8 protein-coding genes are annotated in these 20,710 nt (G+C 48.3%); 5 read left to right on the forward strand and 3 right to left on the reverse strand.

What is annotated here, in order from left to right:
• Window positions 1-162: 162 nt before the first annotated feature.
• The 3 genes from ahpC (at window position 163) to CPZ25_RS14170 (ending at window position 15,350) form a co-directional block, all read left to right on the forward strand.
• A complete protein-coding gene (ahpC, locus tag CPZ25_RS14160) occupies window positions 163-729 on the forward strand; it encodes an alkyl hydroperoxide reductase subunit C (protein ID WP_013382603.1) in 567 nt (188 codons plus the stop codon).
• Between the two features lie 16 nt (window positions 730-745).
• A complete protein-coding gene (locus tag CPZ25_RS14165; protein WP_096919054.1) occupies window positions 746-2,413 on the forward strand; it encodes an FAD-dependent oxidoreductase in 1,668 nt (555 codons plus the stop codon).
• 445 nt (window positions 2,414-2,858) lie between these two features.
• Window positions 2,859-15,350 carry a SpaA isopeptide-forming pilin-related protein gene (locus CPZ25_RS14170; RefSeq protein WP_096919055.1) on the forward strand — a complete coding sequence of 4,164 codons (12,492 nt, stop codon included), beginning with the start codon at window positions 2,859-2,861 and terminating at the stop codon, window positions 15,348-15,350.
• Between the two features lie 168 nt (window positions 15,351-15,518).
• Here the strand turns inward: CPZ25_RS14170 and CPZ25_RS14175 are convergent, their stop codons facing one another.
• The 3 genes from CPZ25_RS14175 to CPZ25_RS14185 all read right to left on the reverse strand — a co-directional run bounded on the left by CPZ25_RS14175 (window position 15,519) and on the right by CPZ25_RS14185 (window position 19,116).
• Window positions 15,519-15,893, reverse strand: coding sequence for a YegP family protein (locus CPZ25_RS14175; RefSeq protein WP_074618191.1), 375 nt, complete (start codon window positions 15,891-15,893; stop codon window positions 15,519-15,521).
• Between the two features lie 254 nt (window positions 15,894-16,147).
• Window positions 16,148-17,017 carry a DegV family protein gene (locus CPZ25_RS14180; protein ID WP_096919056.1) on the reverse strand — a complete coding sequence of 290 codons (870 nt, stop codon included), beginning with the start codon at window positions 17,015-17,017 and terminating at the stop codon, window positions 16,148-16,150.
• A gap of 110 nt (window positions 17,018-17,127) precedes the next feature.
• A complete protein-coding gene (locus CPZ25_RS14185) occupies window positions 17,128-19,116 on the reverse strand; it encodes a fructose-1,6-bisphosphatase (RefSeq protein ID WP_074618189.1) in 1,989 nt (662 codons plus the stop codon).
• Between the two features lie 249 nt (window positions 19,117-19,365).
• Between CPZ25_RS14185 and CPZ25_RS14190 the strand changes: the two genes are divergently transcribed.
• Together CPZ25_RS14190 and CPZ25_RS14195 are read left to right on the forward strand one after the other, a co-directional pair.
• The gene (locus CPZ25_RS14190; RefSeq protein WP_074618188.1) at window positions 19,366-19,998 is read left to right on the forward strand and encodes a cobalamin B12-binding domain-containing protein; all 633 of its coding nucleotides are present in this window, start codon (window positions 19,366-19,368) and stop codon (window positions 19,996-19,998) included.
• A 6-nt stretch (window positions 19,999-20,004) separates the two neighbouring features.
• Window positions 20,005-20,709, forward strand: a complete 705-nt coding sequence (locus CPZ25_RS14195) for a GntR family transcriptional regulator (protein WP_058696131.1) — start codon at window positions 20,005-20,007, stop codon at window positions 20,707-20,709.
• Window position 20,710 lies beyond the last annotated feature (1 nt).

Genomic DNA, 20,710 nt, shown 5'->3' on the forward strand with positions numbered 1-20,710 from the left:
AGCCACAGAGAATCCCTTAAAATCTCTGTGGCTTTTTTTGTTAAAAATCTGCTTTTTAATTTAGAATTATTCTTGACAAGCTTCTTTTATCATGCTAGAATACACTCATCAAACAGTTAGAAAAAACTAACAAAAATAAATTTAATGAAAAGAGGTATCAACATGAAAAATTTAATTGGCAAAGAATTGATCGATTTTGAAGTACAGGCATATCATGAAGGTGATTTTAAAACCGTCACAAAGGAAGATGTTCTGGGAAAATGGGGCGTGTTCTTCTTTTACCCGGCAGATTTTACTTTTGTGTGTCCGACAGAGCTGGCGGACGTAGCGGATAATTATGAAGAGTTCAAAAAGATCGGCTGTGAAATCTATTCGGTTTCTGAAGATACCCATTTTGTACATAAAGCCTGGGCCGACACCACTGATACTATCAAAGGCCTTCCATACCCAATGTTAGGCGACCCGGCCGGTGTGCTGGCAAAATTCTTTGGTGTGCTGGTCAAGGAAGAAGGACAGGCGCTGCGTGGTACCTTTGTGGTGGACCCAGACGGCGTCATCAAGGTTTACGAAATTCATGACATGGGCATTGGCCGTAATGCTGAGGAGCTTCTGCGTAAAGTACAGGCCGCTCAGTTTGTAAGAGAACACGGCGATCAGGTCTGCCCTGCTAAATGGAAACCAGGCGAAGACACTCTGACACCAAGCTTAGACTTAGTCGGTAAGTTGTAAGAAGCAGGAGGGCGCCATGGATAAGATTTATGACTTGATTATTATCGGCGGCGGTTCCGCCGGACTCTCGGCTGGTATCTATGCTGCCCGGGCCATGCTCGACACATTGATAATTGAGAAAAACCAGCCGGGCGGCCAGGCTGTGAATACCGCAGAGGTGGTTAACTATCCTGGTATCCGCCGTACCACCGGCCCCAGGCTCATGGATGAAATGCACAAGCATGCCATGGATTTTGGCGCAGAGTTTGCTGTGGCCGAGATTGAGGGGGTGGATTTTAACGGAGAGGTGAAAGAGCTGCACACCAGCCGTGGCACCTACAAAAGCCGTGCGGTCATCATCGCTACAGGGGCCTCCCCGCGCAAGATCGGCTTTGTCGGCGAGAAGGAGTATACCGGACGCGGCATTGCCTACTGTGCGACCTGTGACGGCGAGTTCTTCAGCGGCCTTGATATTTTTGTGCTGGGAGGCGGTTTTGCCGCAGCCGAGGAGGCTGTGTTCCTGACCCGTTACGGCAGAAGCGTGACCATTGTGGTGCGTGAGGATGATTTTACCTGCGCCCAGATGGTGGCAGACAAGGTTAAGGAGCACCCGGGCATTGAGGTGTGGTACAACACCGAGGTAAAAGAAGTGTCCGGCGATGATTTCCTGAAAAAGGCTGAGTTTTTTAACAATAAGACAGGCGCCACCTTTACCTATGAGAGCAAAGACGGCAAGCCCTTTGGTATGTTCGTGTTCGCGGGCTATGAGCCGGCGACCCAGATATTTAAAGATCATGTAGACATTGACGCTGAGGGCTATATTCCCACCAGTGACCGCATGGAAACCAATGTCCCTGGCGTCTACGCCGCGGGCGACCTGCGGCCAAAGGAGCTGCGCCAGATCGTCACGGCTGTGGCCGATGGCGCCATTGCAGCCACCGCAGCGGAAAAATACGTGGCGGCAGAGCGGGAACGCCTGGGTCTGGCAGCACCAGAACCTAAGGCAGTCAAAACACCGGCAGCACCAGAGCCGGAAGCGGAAGCGCCCCAGGGCGCGGAAGATGGTTTTATCCCGGCAGCCATGAAAGCCCAGCTCAAGGAAATTTTCGGAAAGCTCGAACGCACCGCGCGGGTGGTGACCATCATCGATCCAGCTGTGCCAAAAACTTTGGAAATGCAGGGCTTCTTAGAGGAAGTGGCAGCGCTTAACGACCATATCCAGGTCGAGGCCTATAAAAAAGGTGAGGAGCCTGAGCTGGAAGCCGCCATGCATCTCGACAACCTCCCGGTTGCGGCTCTGTTTGATCCAGAGGGCCAGTATTCCGGCGTCAAATTCACCGGTATCCCCGGCGGACATGAAATGAATTCCTTTGTTCTGGCAGTTTATAACTTTGCCGGACCGGGCCAGGCAGTGGACGAGGCGCTCGCCAAACGGATTGCGGCCATCGACCATCCTGTCAATGCCCAGATCTGTATCTCTTTGTCCTGTCATTTCTGCCCAGATGTGGTGGCGGCCTGCCAACGCATCGCTCTAATGAACCCGAACATTCAGGCGGAAATGATCGACACGGCTCTTTTCCCAGAGCTGAAGGAAGAATACAAGCTCATGAGCGTGCCAGCCATGATCCTCAACAAACGGGATGTGGTTTTCGGCGCTAAGAAAATGAGCGAAATCGTAGAAATTTTTGAAAATCTGAAAAACTAAATCATTAAATCCTCCGTAAAGGCGGCCTTCGGGCCGTCTTTTAGCGTGTCAAAAAAATTTAGCATAAGAGACGAAGCATTAAAGAGAGGACTGTTTAGTTGAAAGTGGAAAGTTCATGAAGCAAATCTGCCAAAAGCAGATTTAATTGAATACGGCCTTCGGGCCGTCTTTTTTTGTAAAGAAAACGACTTGCTGTGCAAGCGGCAAGGCAGGCTTAAGCACGGGCAGAAAAACGTTTGTCAGGGACATAACAGAGGAAAATTTGGCGGCCGTATCGTTTTCTGAAAGCGCTTGAATTTTAAACGCGCAACTTCAGTAATAAAACGACAGAAATGGTAAAAAAAGTGAAAAGGTATTTTGAGTTTGTTAGACTTATTATAAAGGTAATCAATAGTGGCGATTTGGCGCTTGCCACAAATATAAAGAAAATAAAAAGGTAGAAAAAATGAGAGAGAAGAGTAAAAAAACCATCAAAACAAGGCTTCTGGCCCTACTTCTGGTTTTCTGCATGACATGCCAGATGGTTTCGTATAGCCCGGGGAACGTGGTACGGGCTGAAGGGGAGGACAGCGGAGTAAGTGAAGTCCTGGACGATGGAGGGCTTAGTCTGCCCGAAAACATCACGGAAGCCGGTCTGGAAAACTCTGCCGAGGAGTCTGAAACCGTTATTCCCGAGGAGGAAACCCCGCAGCCAACCGACTGGACTGCGCAGACCGACAGTCTGCGGCTGACCCTGGCGGGTATGAGCTATCAGAAAGGCGATGAAGAACCCGTTGATCTCAACGCTGAGGAAAACAAATGGGATTTGTCTGCCCTCAACCCCGAGGAAGCCGGACGGCTCACCTTTAAATGGCAGTACGCGTTTGCAGAAGGCACGGCGCTGAACAGCGGCGATACCTTCAGCCTTGGCATGCCCAAAAACGCTGAGGGAAAAGCCGTTGTCGAGCTTAAGGACACCGAAGCTCCCGTTGCCCTGACCGATGAAAAGGATAATGAGCTTGGCAGCTATGAAATAGAGGACAATATTGTTACCGTTACCCTGAACGAGACAGCCGCGGGGAGCACCGAAGCCGTGAGCGGCGTTCTTGAGCTGAGCGGCGTCCTGAACGCCGAAGCCCTGAAGAATGGCGAAACCACAGACGCAGCCCTTGCGCCCCAGGGCGAAGCCGGTGAGCAGTGGCAGTTTACGCTGCCCGGAAAAGCCGCGGCAGAACCCGTCCCAGAGCCTGCGCCAACCGCCGAAGCCGAACCGGAAAAAGAAAATCCGGTGATGAATGGGTTAAAGGCCTTGTTTGGGGTGCAGCCGAGAACAGCGGCGCAGACAGGGCCGCAGGATGTGACGGATAATGAAAATGATTTGAAATTGGACATTGCTTATATTGATTACATTTCCCCTGATGGTATTACCCAGTCCTTTTCACCTGAAGGAGCTCCGCCGACTATTGATATGTCGAAAGTCAAGTATGAAGTAGGCGGTTATTTTAACATGGGCGTCAATTTCAAATTTTTAAATTTAAAACCCGGCGATACAAATCGTTCCATCAAAGGCGGAGACTATTTTATTTATGATATTTCAAAATATTTTAGCATCAATGATGAAAGCATCATTGATAAGGACCAGACTCTTGCCCAAGGGGGAACAGACATTGCTAATTATGTGATTACAAAAAAAGAGGATGGCAGTTATGAGCTAAGGGTTACCTTTACCGACATTGTCGCCAATGGAAATTATACCACCATCGAAGGAAATATTGCAGTAGGTTTACAGCTAGCAGACCGTGGAAATGATAATGGAAATCCTGTTACGATACCTTTGGACATTCAGGGAACGCCGAATCCCGACTCTGTCATAACACTTCCGCCTAAAACACCATTGATTGACGGCATAAAAAAAAGCGGCATTTATGATCCGGAAACGGGTGAAGTGGTTTGGCAGTTAGCTGTCGGTACATCGGAAAAAAGTGCTGGTGCCAGTCTTGCAGACGTTAAAATCATTGAAAAGTTTCCTGCTGGTCTGGCATTGGCCGATAAAGTCAGTGGAACGCTGGAAGATGGCACTCCGTTGGAGTTTAGCAAGCAATCTGACGGAACTTACGCCTTTACATTTTGGAAAACAGACGATACTAAGACAGCGCCGAAGGCCCCGGCGACTATCACGGTCAGGACAAATGTGGCAGACAGTGTTTATGAACAATTAAAAGATAACACGGGAGCGGCCAGCGCAACTTTGACCAATGATGTTGAGATCGCTATGGATGATGGTGCTGGGATTAATCTTGGTGGGAACAGAACCGCCAGTGCGCCGGCCACTATCTATAAATCCGGTATCGAAAAGCATGGCGTACAAATCGGCAGTGATACCATCAAATGGTATATTACCATCAACGATACCGGAGACGGAAACCCGAGAAATAATATTTATCAGGCTATAGTAACCGACAAACTCTCTTCGGGTTTACAGTTTGATCCTTCAGGAACTGTTACGATCACCAATATTGATAAAAATCAGGCCGTCGGTTTTACGTATTGGAATGGTATTGGTGAGGAACCGCAAAAGAACTACTATACTTACACGGCGCCTGTTTCAGATGCTGAGGGAGGCAAGATCGTCTGGTATTTTAAAAATCCGGAAACCCTTAAAAACGCTTATCAAATTGAATTTGATACAAAAGTAGAACTGCCAGATAAAGATGTAGATTACGACCCGGATAATATGCCGGAAAGCTTAAAAAATGAAGCTTATATGACCGCCAGCTGGCTCCATGGTACGAAGCCTGGGACAAGTATTGAGTATGGTTTTGGCCCTATCGGTTCAGACTTTAATGTGGCTTATGTGGATAAAAGCGTACAAGCAGACCAGAAAACCGGTCTTATCGACTGGACCATCCACCCCAGCACGCATCTGCCGTCGGAACATTTGAACGGCACTAATGACAGCGCAGTACTTACCGATAGAATTACAATGGAAGATCAGGATTTTCAGACAGGGACTCTAAAAGTTTATAATGAAAGCAATAAGGAATTGGCAGAAATGGACGGCGTGAAGATAATAGAGCCTTCTATTATAAATGGCAATCAATTTACGCTCACCATCACGGGCACAAGCCTAAAAAATTTGAATAATCTGACCATAAAATATCAGACTAAGGCTAAAAATTATTTCAAAGAAAATTATACCAATCATAAATACGCCAATACTGTTGATCTAGAAGTGCATGACGGCAATACAGTTTTTAAAAGTAAAGACAGCGCTGAAGTTACCTTCCCCAATAATTTCCTGAAAAAAACTACTGCATACGAGGATACCACCGGAACAATGATTTATACTATTCTGGTGAATGACAGCAAGATGAGCATGGATAAGCTCTCTGTCACCGACAATTTAAATGCTTTGGTCACAACCATTACAAAAGGGGATGGAACATCAACAGAGATCACAGGCCTGAACAAAGATGGCACAAATATTTGGACTGTTGGATCTCCGACAGATACCACCATTAAAGTAGATGGAACAGATAAAACTTTGTCAGATGCTGATGTAACACTTGAAAATAAAAATGGAATCATCACGCTGAATAAAGAAAGTTTAACGAGTTCATCCTACCAATTTGACATTAAATTAAAACTGACCGACGAGGCAAAGAAGAAATATCTCGGCGCGGCGGACTGCAGCGTCAGCACAAAAAACACTGTTACCGCAAAGACACCTCAATTTAATGAGGACAATGGTTTTTCGGTAGAATCCATTGGAAACGGACAGGGACAGATCATTGAAAACAAGCTGGCGGACAAAAAGAACATTACAGCAGAAGGTGTTAAAGGAAAATATGACTGGCAGATTGTTATTAACCCCAACGCTGTGCAACTAGTAAAGGAGGATGGCAACGACGCTACCACAGCGGTGATTCAGGATACCATTCCAACAGGTATGGAGTTTGACATCGCCTCGTTGGTTTTAGAAAAAAAAGAAAATGGAAGTTACAGTTCTGTAAGCTTAGATAAAACAAAAGACATTGCCATCAAAATGGAAGGCGGCAGTACAGTTTTACAGATTACTCTCCCAGATACCAAATCTGCGTATAAGCTAAAATACACCACCAATATTGTTGCGCCTATCAATAGCGGAAAAGTTACTAACAAGGCCGAGCTAATTGTAGACGGAAAGACCTCCAGTAGTTCCAACCAGGAATCCAGTGCAGATAGAAGTTCTTGGGCGCATTTGGAAGGCTTTGCCAGCTATACCTTTGTCAAATACGACGCTACCGCAGGAATAACCTTCCCGCTGCAGAATGCCAAGTTTGGTCTGTATACGGAGAGCAACTGCAGCACACTCAAAAACATCTATGTCTCCGATGAAAATGGAAATGTTCAGTTCTTTGGACTGCAGCCAGGTGAAACCTATTACGCAAAAGAGCTGGAAGCTCCGCAAGGGTATCAGCTGGATGCAAGTGTTAAAACAGTTAGTATCGAAGCAGATAAAGGTGGGCAGACAGTTGACTCTGATCCTGTAAAAAATGACCGTAACGCCGGCGGTGTGATGGAAATTGTAAAGCAGTTTAATCAAGCAGACAACAATCAATTTACAGATAAAAATTTACAGTCCACCTTCGAGCTGTATCTGTATCCCTTTGCTGAAAAAGGAGACACCGCCAAAAAAACCAAGGTATTTGTAACGGCTAATGGTGGAGGATATTCCTACACCGGAACTGAAATGGGCGGCACGGCAGACAATAGTATTGCAATTCAAAACGCCGAAGATGGCCACCTGAAAATTGAGGATCTCCCATGGGGAACTTATGGATTAATCGAAAAGGAAGCGGCTGATGGCTTTGTCACCGACGCAACTGAAAGAAAGTTCGTTGTGACAGAAAAAACAGGCAGCACCCCAAATTTTGAAACAAAATATGGAGAAGGTTTTAATAAAACGAGTGGTGAGTTGGATCCTGTAATTAACGGTTCAACAAAAATCTTCATTGGAAAGAAAGACGAAAAAGGCAAGTTTTTATCCGGCGCGCATTTAGTGATTGCAACAGAAGCGGTTACTGAACAAACCAGTGATAAAATTGTTAAAAATCCGATTGATAATTTGCCATATAAGTGGATTTCAGCGGGAGAGGTTAAAGAAATCACAAACCTTCCTGCAGGTACTTACTATCTCTGCGAGATTGACGCGCCGGGAAGTGTAACAACCGTTGGTAAAGCAAACGCCATTCTATTTACGCTAAAACAAGATGGTAAGCTGACAACCGGCGAGGGTATTACAGAAGATACCATTACCATGGTTGACAAAACTAACAAAATTACCATCAAAAAGCTGGACCAGCTGGACAGCCGTGTACCGGGGGCGACCATCGAACTTCAGGAAAAAAAGGATGACGATAGTTATGCTGTTCCGAATGCTCATAATGAAAGTAATGGTAGCGACAACGAGTGCTGGGTTCGCACCACAGATGCAGATAACGATCTTGTTTTTGAAGGCCTGCAGCGTAATAAAGAATATAAAATTGTCGAAACTGGCACTGCCCCCAGCGGCTACCTGTCAGCTAAGGAAATCACCTTTACCATGGGTGATGACAATAGTGTAAAAAATGTAGTGCTGAATAATACGGGCATGGAGAGTGCGCCAGATAATTATAAGAATATTAACAACGGCACTACTTTCACTCTTCGGGATGAACGGATTTTAGGCCATGTCGAGTTCCTAAAACTAGACAAAAATAAAGATGAAAAAGGCAATCAAAAACCACTTGCAGGGGTCACCTTCGATTTATATGAAGATGTAAATAAAGATGGTAAGTACGATAATGGAGATAAAAAGATCAATAAGGATAATGATCACTTTGTTTCCGCCCCAGATGGTAAGGTAACGACAGTTGGTAGCGGCTTAATTAACCCGCAGACAGGAATGGAATTTTTAAATGGCATACTTGAGGGAACATATTATTTTAAAGAGGTTGAAACGCTTCACGATTATGTCCAGCCGGAAGATTTGATTACAGCGTCTGTGAAAATTACAGAAGGTAACCGATATACTTGGACAACGGTTGGAAGCAATACAGAATATTTTGTCAATAAGCTACTCTCGATTACCAACATGCCAATTAAATGCGACGTAACCCTGGAAAAAACTGATGTGGAAACTGGAGCTGCAGTCAATGGTGCGGTATACGGGCTTTATACAGATGAAGATTGTACAACATTAGCCCAAGGCGGCCCTGCCAATGCTAAAAAAGACAGAACAGCCACCACGCTGAAAAAAGACGAATCAATTCAATGGACGGATTCGAACAGCACCACTTACACACATCAAATGACGGCAGAAGGTCAGGCATGGTTCTGCGATGTGGGCAGAGGAACGTACTGGATTAAGGAAATCACACCAGCGCCGGGCTATACCCTCAGCGATCAAGTGATCGGGCCATTTACCATTGATAATAACAGCAAAGAAGCAACAATAGACCTTAACACAACATCAACTATCGGCGGAGTAACCAATGGCAAGATCACCGATGAACAGACAAAAATCGAAATCGCCAAAATAAAAACGGGGACGGCCGAAAAATTATCCGGTGCAGAATTGAAGCTGACCGGGAAATTCGTGGATTCGACAGATACAGCTAGTGGTATCATTTGGACAACCAGCAGCGATCAATTTGAAGTATTTTCTGGAAAGCTGATTGCCGATGAAGTCTACACCCTGACCGAAGTAACCCCGCCCGCAGGCTATGAAAAAGCTGCGGATGTGAAACTGAAAGTCGACGCATTTGGAAAATTGTCCGCCAGCACAGATGGCGGTACAAACTGGCAGGAGGTTGATAATAACCAATACCAGTTAAGCGACAATCCGGTGGAAATATCTTTTGATAAAAAAGACCAGTTTATCCAGCCGGTAAATGGGGCTGAACTTGCCATTTACAAGCTTAATGCCAGCAATAATCCAGAAGGTGATGCCATCGAAACATGGACAACTGACCAAAACAGCCACAAGGTCAGCGCAAAGCTGAGCGTGGGACAAAAATACCGTTTGACAGAGGAAAACACGCCAGCGGGCTACACGACAGCCACAGCCATTGATTTTACCATCACCGATGACGGAAAAATCAGCAATCAAAAAGGTTTGAGTAATAATGACGAAACCCTCACGATGACTGATAAGCGGATTATGGCGCATGTACAACTGGCAAAAACGGATACCAGCAATCAGGCGATCGGCGGTATGCGGTTTACACTGTACAAACAGATTGGAGATGCGCCTGATCTTAAAGATGGCAGCAACGGAGATAGCGCGATTACGTCCTTTACCCTGGATACCTCTGGTATCTGGAAAAGCCAGACACAGACAGGGGTGGACAATAGAGATACAGGACAAAAACTGAACGAAGGACTGGCCATAGGAAAATATTATTTCCTCGAAACCGACGCCACCGACAGTTATTATCTGCCGGCCGACATGGATGGGCGCGTGACACCCTTTGAAGTGACAGAATTACGAGATAAACAGACAATCGAGACAAGTACAAAAAATGCGCCGATGACCGCTGGGGTCACCCTCAAAAAGGTTGACGCTGAGAGCAAAGCCACAGGTCTTGCAGGCGCGCAGTTTACTCTGACACGCGTAAAAGACGGAAAAGGCAATGAAGTAACTGAAACAGCCAAGACGTTTAGCTCAGAAGCTGACGGTACCGTCAAAGCAGAAAACCTGAAAAAAGGACACTATACCCTGAAAGAAACAGGTGCTCCAGAAGGCTATGACCTTGGAACAGAACCCTTCGAGTGTGAATTTGACGTTACCGACGCAGTTCAGGGCAAGACACTGACCATCGCGGAGAATGCGGCCAACGATAGTGCCTTTAGCTTAAGCGTTACAAAGAACAAGAGCGCGGTAATCGCTGAAGGAATTGCCAACACCCGCAAACCCGCCAGCTTCACCCTGGAAAAAATCGACAGCCAGAATAGCAGTACAAAGCTGAGCGGCGCGAAATTTGGAGTTTATACCAAAACTACAGAAGATTTTGCGAGCGACAATGGCAAAAATCTAGTCTTAACCGCGGAAACCGGCAAAACCTATGACTGCTCCAAAAAAACGCCAACAGAAACAACCGGGACCGTTGGTCAGCTTGCGCTCAACAATCTGCCTTGGGGCGATTACTGGATCATCGAGACCGTGCCGCCGGCCGGCTATCAGCTGCCAGCGAACAACACCGCCAAAGCTTTTACCGTGGACGCGGCCGCCCTTGATGTGAAGTGGATGAGTGGCGAGGCCATTACAAATGCCCAGAACAATCTGACATTAAAAAAGACGGATATGGAGGGCAACGCCCTATCCGGCGCTAAGCTTAAAATTGCAGATAGTAAGGGTGTTTCGGTAGCGGATGCTGCTTTAAATGCAGAAGCAAGTACCTGGATTATTACAGGTGCCCTAACCGCTGATACAGAATATTTCTTATATGAAGAAAACGTACCGAAGGGTTACGAAACCCCAGCGCTTAAAAACAGCGATAATGGTTACCTTGCTAAAATTGTGATGGGTGCAGACGGAAAAATAAGCGTTACAGAAGATAACACCCAGAATGGTCTGGTGAAAACAGGAGATGACTCAACCAGCCTGACCATTAAAAACCAGCCCATCGAAGTTACCTTTAATAAAACGGATATGGATGGAACTGCTCTGAACGGCGCGGAATTTGAAATCACAGGTGCTTTCACTGATGGAAAAAATCTTGTTAAAATTACAGACACCGCAGCCCTCAGCGGCAAAATGGTGGCGGGCAGCCAGTATACCGTGACCGAAACCACACCGCCGAAAGGGTATAAAAAGGCTGCTCCGTTTACCTTTACCGTGAATATCGACGGTACGATAACGCGGTCTGATGAATCGGCAAGCTATGTTTCCGTTGCGCAAAACGACCAGACCAATACGGTTACCCAGATCACTGTCAAGGATGACCTGGTCAAGACAATGATCAAAAAGACTGATGAGGATGGAAAGCCGATAGGTGGTGCGGAATTTACGGTCACCGGTAAGTTTAAAGATGCACCTGATGTCGAGACATCACAGATCGTCAAACCGACAGCCGACGGCGCGGCGGAAATTCTAAACTTGATCGAAAGCTCAAGCAAAGACAATCCTGACCACATTTATACATTGAAGGAAACCCGCGCGGCTGACGGCTACCAGCGCGTGACCGAGACAGCACAGTTCTTTATCTGTCCTGAGGCCAAGGTGCACTTTGTCGCTGGAAAAGATATTTCTGGCGTGACTGACATTGAGGTTGATGAAATTACCATGACCTTCAAGGATAAGCCCATTGAACTGAAATTGAAAAAAACCGATGAAAACAGCGCGCCTTTGGCCGGCGTCACCTTTGAGCTTGCCGGCAAGTTCGCGGATAATCCGAGTGAGTCCGCCCAAAAAACGCTCGTCAGTGATAATAACGGCGGCTATACTCTGGACAAAACGCTTATAGCTGGAGAAGAGTATACGCTCAAGGAAACCAAAGCGCCCCAGCAATATCAGATTTACGAAAATGAGGTAAAGATCAAGGTAACCGAAAATGGAGAGACCATCGAAATTGTCGGAAACCATGAGGGTATCAGCATTGATAACAATGTCCTGACCTTCCAGAACAAGCTTAAGCTGGGCGATATCGTCTTTGCGAAGCAGGCTGTAAACAGCAGTGAAGATCCAAGCCCAACCAATCTGGGCGGCGTAACCTTTGGCTTATACAGCGATGCGGAATGTAAAAGTCTAATAAAGACTGCGGTCAGCAGTGATGAAGGAAAGGTCATGTTTAAGGATATTCCGGCGGGCGAATACTTCATACAGGAAATGCCGCAAGCCGGGGATGTAACCCAGTATTATCAGGCTAATAAAACTGTCTATAAAGCAGACATTGACGGCAGCAAAAAAGCCAATACCGGTGAAGTGTATACCATTGAGCTGGAAATCATCATCAATACGGCCATCCGCGGCAGTATCACACTCAGCAAAATCGACGACACTTTTAAGACGGCCGGAGCGGATGGAAGTGAAGTAGACCTTGCCCTCAGCGGCGCACAGTTTGCAGTCTGTCTGAAAGGTACTAAAACTGCTGTGGCTGGCATCACCGAAAAATCTGAAATACCCGGCGAGTACACGTTGCAGCCGGCTGGCCAGATCGCTCTGGGCGATGGGTACACAACAGAAGTACAGAACAGTTTTGGTATCCCGTACCTGTACGATAATAAGCTACTGGCAGGCGAGTATGACATTTATGAAACCGCAGCGCCCGGCGGCTATATCACACCGGACAATGTGATGGCAGAGCTGCATATAGCAGAAATAGCTACCAGTATTAATGGAGAGCCCACCACGCAGGCGGTCATCACGAACACGATCCGCCGAAGTATGGTTTCCATCGAAAAACAGATCGAGACAACCGCCGATGGAGCTATTGATGTTAAGACCGTCAGGGCTGGAGCAGGTTATCAGTTTAAGCTGGAGCGGGCTAAGGAAGCCGACGGCACAGCCGCCCGGTTTGGTTATACTGCGACAGCAGTAACCGGGGACAACGGGAAGGCCGTGTTTGACAATGTTCCAGTAGGACAGTATCAAATTACAGAAATTCCGGTTAAAAATTTAACCGAGCCTTATGTATTGCCAGCGGCCCAGACGATTATCGTCCATGAGGACGGAAGTGTGGACAACGGTGATAAACAGAATCAATTTATCAACGCCCTCAAACGCGCCTCCATCACCGGCGTCAAAACCGACACCGACACAAAACAAGGCGTCGCTTATCCGGTTAACGGCGCGGTCATCGGGCTGTTTAAGGACAGCCAGAAGGTGGCACAAGCCACCACTGATGAAAAAGGCGCGTACTGTTTTGATAACATTCCTTATGGCAGCTATACCTTGAAAGAAATCGCCGCGCCTGAAGGTTATGTTCTCAACGACACCCAGACCATTGATGTAAAAGTAAGCGAAGATGGTCAGGAGACACAGGTCGGCGAAACCATCACCAACACACTGTTGAAAGGTAGCCTGACGCTCTTAAAAACCAATGAAGACAGCAGTAAAAATCTGCCGGGAGCTCAGTTTACTTTAACAGGTAAAAATAATTATGGTGATGACATTATACCGATTGTCAAAACCACGGGTGCCGATGGTTTAGCCGCTTTTGAAAACCTGCCGCTGGGCAGCTATATCCTCACAGAAACCAGGCAGCCAAGCGGTTATGAACGCTTGACACAGAGCTTTGATGTCCAGGTAACGGCAGACAGGAACGGCAATGCCGCTGAGGTCAGCATGACACAAGATAAAACAGCTTTGCAGCCCAACAGAGAAGGACAATATGCCGTTACTAACAGCGTATCCCGGATTACTTTTACCAAAGAAGGGCACACGGGTGAGCTTTGTGCCAATGGCGAAAACGCCGATGCTATTTTAGGCGCGCGACGGCCGTTAAAGGGCGCGAAATTCGGCCTGTACACAGCAGATAACAGCCTTGTGAAGGAAGCAGTGAGCGATGAACAGGGACAGGTTGTATTCTCGGATATTGCTTCAGGTACCTATCTTGTTAAAGAGCTTGAAGCCCCGCACTGTTATCAGGTAGATGAAGCTGTTTATATGGCAGTGGTGGATGAAAATGGCATGTTTGGAGGATTAAAAGCTCCAGACGGACAGGACATCCCCGGTAACAAGATTGTGGACGATGCAGTCCGCAGCCAGATTAAGGTGATTAAAGTAGACGAGCAGGACCCAACCAAGGTACTGCCGGGCTCTACCTACGGCCTGTTCAAGAGAGTAGCGGTTGAAGCGCCGCAGAGCAGAAGCCGGTTCGCACGCTTCTTCCGGGCGGCGACACAATATGAGGATGTACTTGTCGCCACGGCGGTCACCGATGAAAACGGAGAAATCCTTTTTGAAGGTCTGCTGACTGGCGTAGAATATACAGTAAAAGAACTGGCGGCCCCGGCAGGCAGTCAAGTTTCTGAAAAACCCATTATAATACAGTTTACGTTGGAAGAAGGGCAAACAGATCCGAAAATCGAAAAATTTGAAGACGGGAACGGAACCGCTGCTATGGATAAGGATGGAAATATCACCTGGTATGAACCTCCGATCATGGTAGAGGTATCCAAGAAAGATGTAAATGAAAAAATGCTGTCCGGCGCCAGACTGCGCATTACTGATGAAAACCACCAGCCTGTAAAGGGACTGGAAGAATGGACCTCCACCGATGAGGCCATGCTCATCAAAAATCAGCTGCACGCGGACAAACAGTATTACCTTGAAGAAATTGAAGCGCCGTCAGGCTATACGCTGGCGGAGCCGGTTCCTTTTAAAGTAACGGTTAAAGATGTCGGCCCTGGTGAAAACTTTGCCGACAAGCTGGTGATGACCGACACGCTCACCAGCCTCTTCATCAGCAAAACAACCATCAACGGCACCGACGAGCTGCCAGGCGCAGTCTTGACGGTCTATGAAACAGCCGAAGATGGCAGCATCGTGCGCGATGAAGCCGGAAACGAAGTTGTCGCGCGGACCATCACAGGCGAAAGCCTGAACTGGACCTCCGGCACAAAGATGAAAAAGATCGAGGGTTTGCCGGCCGGTGCCTATGTCCTGCGGGAAATCACCGCGCCGGATGGCTACGAGGTTGCGGAGGAAATCACCTTCACCCTCATGCCAGGCGGCGCAGTGACCGTGGGCGGCGAAGCCTGTGAGGGCAACATTGTCCGCATGCAGGATAAGCCGGCGCCGGAAACCGTGACACCCGGTGTGCCTGACGAGCCACAGACATCAACACCCAATAATCCAGAGATAAGCGGCGGCGCAGACACCGGTATTGCCGGTTTGGTCAGCCCAGCCACTTTCTGGGGCGTAATGGCACTGCTCAGTGTCACGGCGCTTCTGGTCTGCAGCGTTGTTGTCTGGAGAAGAAAACGCTGGTAAGACAGTGAATCAAACTAAATAAAAAGAAGGGAAGCAGACACAGCTTCCCTTCTTTTTTTGAAAAAATATAATTCTTCGTTCCATCAGCTAATAAACAGAGCGCAGCAAGACGCCCCCCGGATAAACGTATCCAGGGGGCGTCTCATAAAATATATGAAAGGTAAAGGATCAGGCTTCTTCAACGATAACTTCGGCCTCGGGGGCGTTATGCCGGACAGATTCGATGCCCTTCAGGCAGCTGCCCTTTTCCTTGTAGCCGGCGGATACAGCGATGATCTCGCCGTTGCTGGCTTTCAGGTGGAAGCGGTATTTACCGCCCTTATCCAGGTACAGCTCAAACTTTGGATTTTTAGCGGGCGCCGGCTCTTTGGCGGTCTGGTCTTCCAGGTGCGCGCCCTCAGCGTTTTTCTTGACAGACTCCACACCGTGCTTGCAGGTGGTCAGGCTGGAATACACCTCAGACGTCGCGATCACCTCGCCATTTCTGGCTTTCAGATGAAAGGTATAGCCGGATTTGACCGGCTTGATAACAAATTTTCCCATGACAAAAACCTCCCGGGCTCAATTTTAAAATGAAACAAATGTTTAATTTAAGTATACCACAGGAGCAGTTAAGGCGAAGAACGTTTTCAGTAGAATAGGAACAGGTTTGGTAAAAAATGGAGAACGGAGAATTACAGGAACAAAATGGCATTGCATTTTGACTGGAACAGCGGCCTATGGCCGCTGTCTTAATCGTTTTTGCCTGAGCAAAAGAGTTCTTTTAATTTTCAATTCTGCAATTATTAATTAAATTTTTACCGTTCTGTCCCCAAAAAGAACAGCGCTACTGTGCCGGGGCCGGAGTGTGCGCCGATGACCGGGTCCACCCAGTTGATGACAATTTCTTTGGGGTGGTACTTTTCCTCGATCTTTTTGGCTACGTACTGGGCGTCCTCCAGGCAGTCGCCGTGGGTGATAAAAATAGACTGCTCAGACGGGTTGATGGCTGTCTGGTCCAGCCGTTCCACCAAAGCGTCCAGGGAGCGCTTACGGCCGCGCACCTTGGTCACAAAGATCAGCCGTCCCTCGTTGTCCATGTGCATGACAGGCTTGACATTTAAGAGTGTGCCGAAAATGGCCACAGTGCCGGAGACACGTCCTCCGCGCTGTAAAAAGAATAAATCGTCCACAGTAAACCAGTGGCAGAGGTGCAGGCGGTTTTCCAGAAGCCAGTCGTTGACTTCCTCGATGCTCTTGCCGTCCTCCCGCAGGTTCGCCGCGTGGTAGACAAGAAGCCCTTCGCCCAGAGAAGCGCCCAGGGTGTCCACCGCGTAAATCTTGCGTTCAGGATATTTCTTTTTCAGCTCTTCCAGGGCCAGGTAGCCAACCTGATAGGTACCGCTGAGGGCGGAGGAGAAACCGATGTACAGAACATCCTTGCCGTCCTGGAGCAGGCTTTCAAAAAGCCGGGTACAGATATCGCTGCTGATCTGGGAAGTGGTGATTTCCTCCTTGTTGCGCATCATGGTATAGAACTGGGCCAGATCGGTGATCTCACCCTTGGTATAGCTGTAGTATTCTTTTCCCTCGACTAAAAAACGTAAAGACAGAATATGCAGACCGTAGCGGTCAATGATGTCCTCAGGCAGGTTACAGGAAGAATCTGTTACAATTTCAAAGCTCATGTTTTCCCCTCCGATTGTATTGAAGTATTAGTGATTAATAGTAGTTTTAGTTTATCATAAGGAAAGAGATTTAGCAACGATCAACTAAAAAAACGGGCTTTGCCCGTTTTTTAATAAGATTTTTCCTTAATGATCCCTTTCCGGTAGGCCGAGATCAGCATTTCCAGATCGTGTACCTGAGCCTGGATGCTCTTGCCGATGTCGGTATCCTTGACGCGCTTGCGCTCAAGGGTGGTTTCCACCACCTGGCGGGTAGATTTAATATCTACGCCCTCGCGGATCGCCATATCGACCGACTCAAAGGGCCGGTGGCTGATGAGGGTGAGGCCGTAGGAATTGTAAGTCAGGGTGTAGCCCGCGATGCCTGTGGTTTTCTGGTAGGCTTTGGCAAAGCCGCCGTCGATGACCAGCTGCTTGCCGTTCGCGCGGATAGGGCTCTCGCCCGAGCCGGCCTTTACCGGCACATGGCCGTTGATCAGGTGTCCCTCTGCCGGGTCCACGCCGAATTCCTTGAGGATCATGACCGCGATGCTCTCGTTGTCGTCAATCCTTGTGTAGAATGGGGTGTAGCGCTCCTTGTGCGGGGTTTTATCGTCGATGAAATACCGCTCAAAGGTAGCCATCTTGTCCTTGCCGAAAAGCGGGGAATCCTTGTTGCACCACAGGTACCACAGGAAGTCCGACTTGTTCGGGCATTCCTCACTGTCGCCGAAATAGGCCTCGCGGGCCATCTGGTCGTATTTATCCATGAGAGAGCGGCCGGAATAATATTTGTTGTTGATCTTTTTAACCTTAAAGGTACCGTCCTCGTTCAGCAGTACGCAGGCGTGGAACAGCAGGTTGTTATTGTACACCAGATACATGCTGCCCTTAGCGTACATAAAGCGGATGTGCTTCTGAAGCTTTTCGCTGTGGCGGAAGGTATAGCACAGCTTATCCACCACGATCTGTTCCTCCTCGCTCAATTCCCAGGGTTTTTCGTGGTCGAGGGTGGGGAAGTTGGTGTCGTTGAGTTCATAGACCACGCCGTCCACTTCGACAGTCTTGTTGTCATCGCTGATTTTGCGCAGTAGCAGCCGGTCGTCCATCTCATATTCGGGATGGCGGGAGATCAGCTGGTCCTCCAGCTTGAACTGGATCATGCTGATGGCCTTGTGCATGCGGGTCATGAGCATGATTTCCGCGTCGGTCTCGATGTCGTCCGGGCTCACCTTTGGGGTGAACTGCTGGCACGGGTCCTCGCGGTATACGCGGTTGGCAAAGGTGGCCAGGGGCAGCAGGTTGATGCCGTAGCCGGTTTCCAGAGCGTCCATGTTGGCGTAGCGCAGGGCAATACGCACCACATTGGCGATACAGGCAGCGCTGCCCGCGGCGGCGCCCATCCACAGAATATCGTGGTTGCCCCACTGCATATCCAGGGAGTGATGCTTCATGAGAGTGTCCATGACCACGTCCGGCCCAGGCCCACGGTCAAAGATGTCCCCGATGATGTGCAGGTGGTCGGTGGTCAGGCGTTTGATAACGCCGGAGATCTCGATGATAAAGTGCTCGGCCCGGCCATATTCCACCAGGCTGGCGATGATCTGGTTATAGTATTCCTTTTTATTGAAGCGGTGCTCGTCCTCCTGCAAAAGCTCCTCCATCACATAGGCAAAATCCTTAGGCAGGGCCTTGCGCACCTTGGAACGAGTGTATTTGGAGGCAGCGGCCCGGCAGACCTTAACCAGCCGGTAAATGGTGAGCTCATACCAGTTGTCCAGGTAAGGGCCCTTCTTTTCCTTTTTGATAAGGTCCAGCTTTTCGCTGGGGTAGTAGATGAGCGTGGTCAGCTCTTCCAGGTCTTCCAGACTGACCGTGCTGCCCAGCTCGTCCATGACCTTGCGGCGGATAGCGCCAGAGGCGTTCTGCATCACATGGTTAAAGGCCTCGTGCTCGCCGTGAATATCGGTCAGGAAATGCTCTGTGCTCTTAGGCAGGTTTAAAATCGCCGTCAGGTTGACCACCTCGCCCACAGCGGTGGTAATGTTGGGAAAGCTGCCGGACAGCAGCTCCAGATATTTTTTGTTTTTTTCAAGCTCGGCTTTTGTAAAGTTTTCCATAGAATGCTCCTTAAAATTCTCTATATTTTCACAATATTTCTGGGAACCTTTGCAATATATATACCCATTATACGCCTTTTTCATTAAAATTCCAATAGAATAAAGAAGAATTCCTTGACAATTCTTTAACGAAAGGTTGACTAAAGAAAAACAAATAAAAGCCGCGAAACCGCCGGTTAAACGATTGTCACAGGCTGGTTTTTGTGGTATGATTTTTACTAAAATAGATTGATTGTGGACGGAGTTATCATGGAGAAAAAATTAATCGAAGCGGTAGAAAATATCGACGAGCCCCTGGCCATCCGCCAGGTGAAATCCCTGCTCGCGTCAGGGAAAAACCCGAAGGAGATATCCAATGACCTGAACTTTGCCCTCCAGCGCGTGGCCAACCGCTACGAAAAGGGCGAATACTACATCGCGGACCTTATCATGGCCGGCGAGCTGGTGTCCAGCCTGCTCAAAATATCGGGTATGGAATCCGAGCGCTCAAGCCGGCAGGCCCCGGCGGGCAAGATCGTGGTGGGCACTGTGTTTGACGATATCCACGATGTGGGCAAAAACATTTTTGTCAGCATGCTGCATTCCGAGGGTCTGGAGGTCATCGACCTGGGCACAGACGTCCCTACAGAGGAGTTCATCCGGGCGATCAAAAAAGAAAAGCCCCAGATACTGGGCATCAGCGGGATTCTGACCTCGGTGGTGGAAAACATCAAAGTAGTGGTGGAGGCCATCACAGCGGCCGGACTCCGGGATAACATCAAGATCATCCTGGGCGGCGCCATCGCGGGCAGGGAATACGCCAAATATGTGGGTGCCGACGCCTTTTCAAGCGACGCCATCGAGGGCGTTTCCATCTGCAGAGAATGGCTTACCCAGGAGTAAGAAACCATGCGTAAAATTTTATACCTCGATATCGTAAACGACATAAAAGGAAAAATCGAAAAGGGTGAGATGAAGCCCGGCGACATCCTGCCGTCGGAGCATGAGCTGTCCGAGTTTTATGACGTCAGCCGCACCACCCTGCGCAAAAGTCTGGCGCTGCTGGTCAATGAAAATTATATTTACACCATTCCGGGCAAGGGAAACTTTGTCTGTGAGCCCACGTCCAACCATTACCAGTTTTACTTTGACGAGGTGGACAGCCTCAAGGGACAGATCGACGAGGTCAAGCTCATCAAGGTGGGCGTTGTGTCGCCGGGGCGCAGGCTCATGCGTGAGCTCAAAGTCGGCTCCTTCGATAAGGTGATCCGCGTCCAGAAGGCCTTTTACATGGGCAAGGACGTGGTGCAGTACAGCAACATCTACCTGCCTTATCAGAAGGGAAACCCCATCGTGGAGGATGTCATCAATTTTGCCAATTTCCACGGTATTATGGAAAAGTCCAAGCTTCAGTTCCAGCTCAAGAAAAAGCTGCACATCGAGATCGTACAGCCCTCCCACGAGGTGCGCGGCTATCTCAAAATTCCAAGGGAGGAGAGCGTTTTCCTCATCTCCCAGTGCATTCTGTCTGTGGAGGACGGCATGCCCATCAGCTATAATGAATTTTATATCCGGAAGGATTATTTCTCCATCGACGCTGAAACGGTAATCTGAA

It is taken from the genome of Eubacterium maltosivorans (assembly GCF_002441855.2).
GTDB classification, from domain to species: Bacteria; Bacillota; Clostridia; order Eubacteriales; family Eubacteriaceae; genus Eubacterium; species Eubacterium maltosivorans.

Coding starts and splice junctions, on each gene's coding strand:
- ahpC (WP_013382603.1), top strand. CDS start 163: ATGAAAAATTTAATTGGCAAAGAATTGATCGATTTTGAAGTACAGGCA.
- CPZ25_RS14165 (WP_096919054.1), top strand. CDS start 746: ATGGATAAGATTTATGACTTGATTATTATCGGCGGCGGTTCCGCCGGA.
- CPZ25_RS14170 (WP_096919055.1), top strand. CDS start 2,859: ATGAGAGAGAAGAGTAAAAAAACCATCAAAACAAGGCTTCTGGCCCTA.
- CPZ25_RS14175 (WP_074618191.1), bottom strand. CDS start 15,893: ATGGGAAAATTTGTTATCAAGCCGGTCAAATCCGGCTATACCTTTCAT.
- CPZ25_RS14180 (WP_096919056.1), bottom strand. CDS start 17,017: ATGAGCTTTGAAATTGTAACAGATTCTTCCTGTAACCTGCCTGAGGAC.
- CPZ25_RS14185 (WP_074618189.1), bottom strand. CDS start 19,116: ATGGAAAACTTTACAAAAGCCGAGCTTGAAAAAAACAAAAAATATCTG.
- CPZ25_RS14190 (WP_074618188.1), top strand. CDS start 19,366: ATGGAGAAAAAATTAATCGAAGCGGTAGAAAATATCGACGAGCCCCTG.
- CPZ25_RS14195 (WP_058696131.1), top strand. CDS start 20,005: ATGCGTAAAATTTTATACCTCGATATCGTAAACGACATAAAAGGAAAA.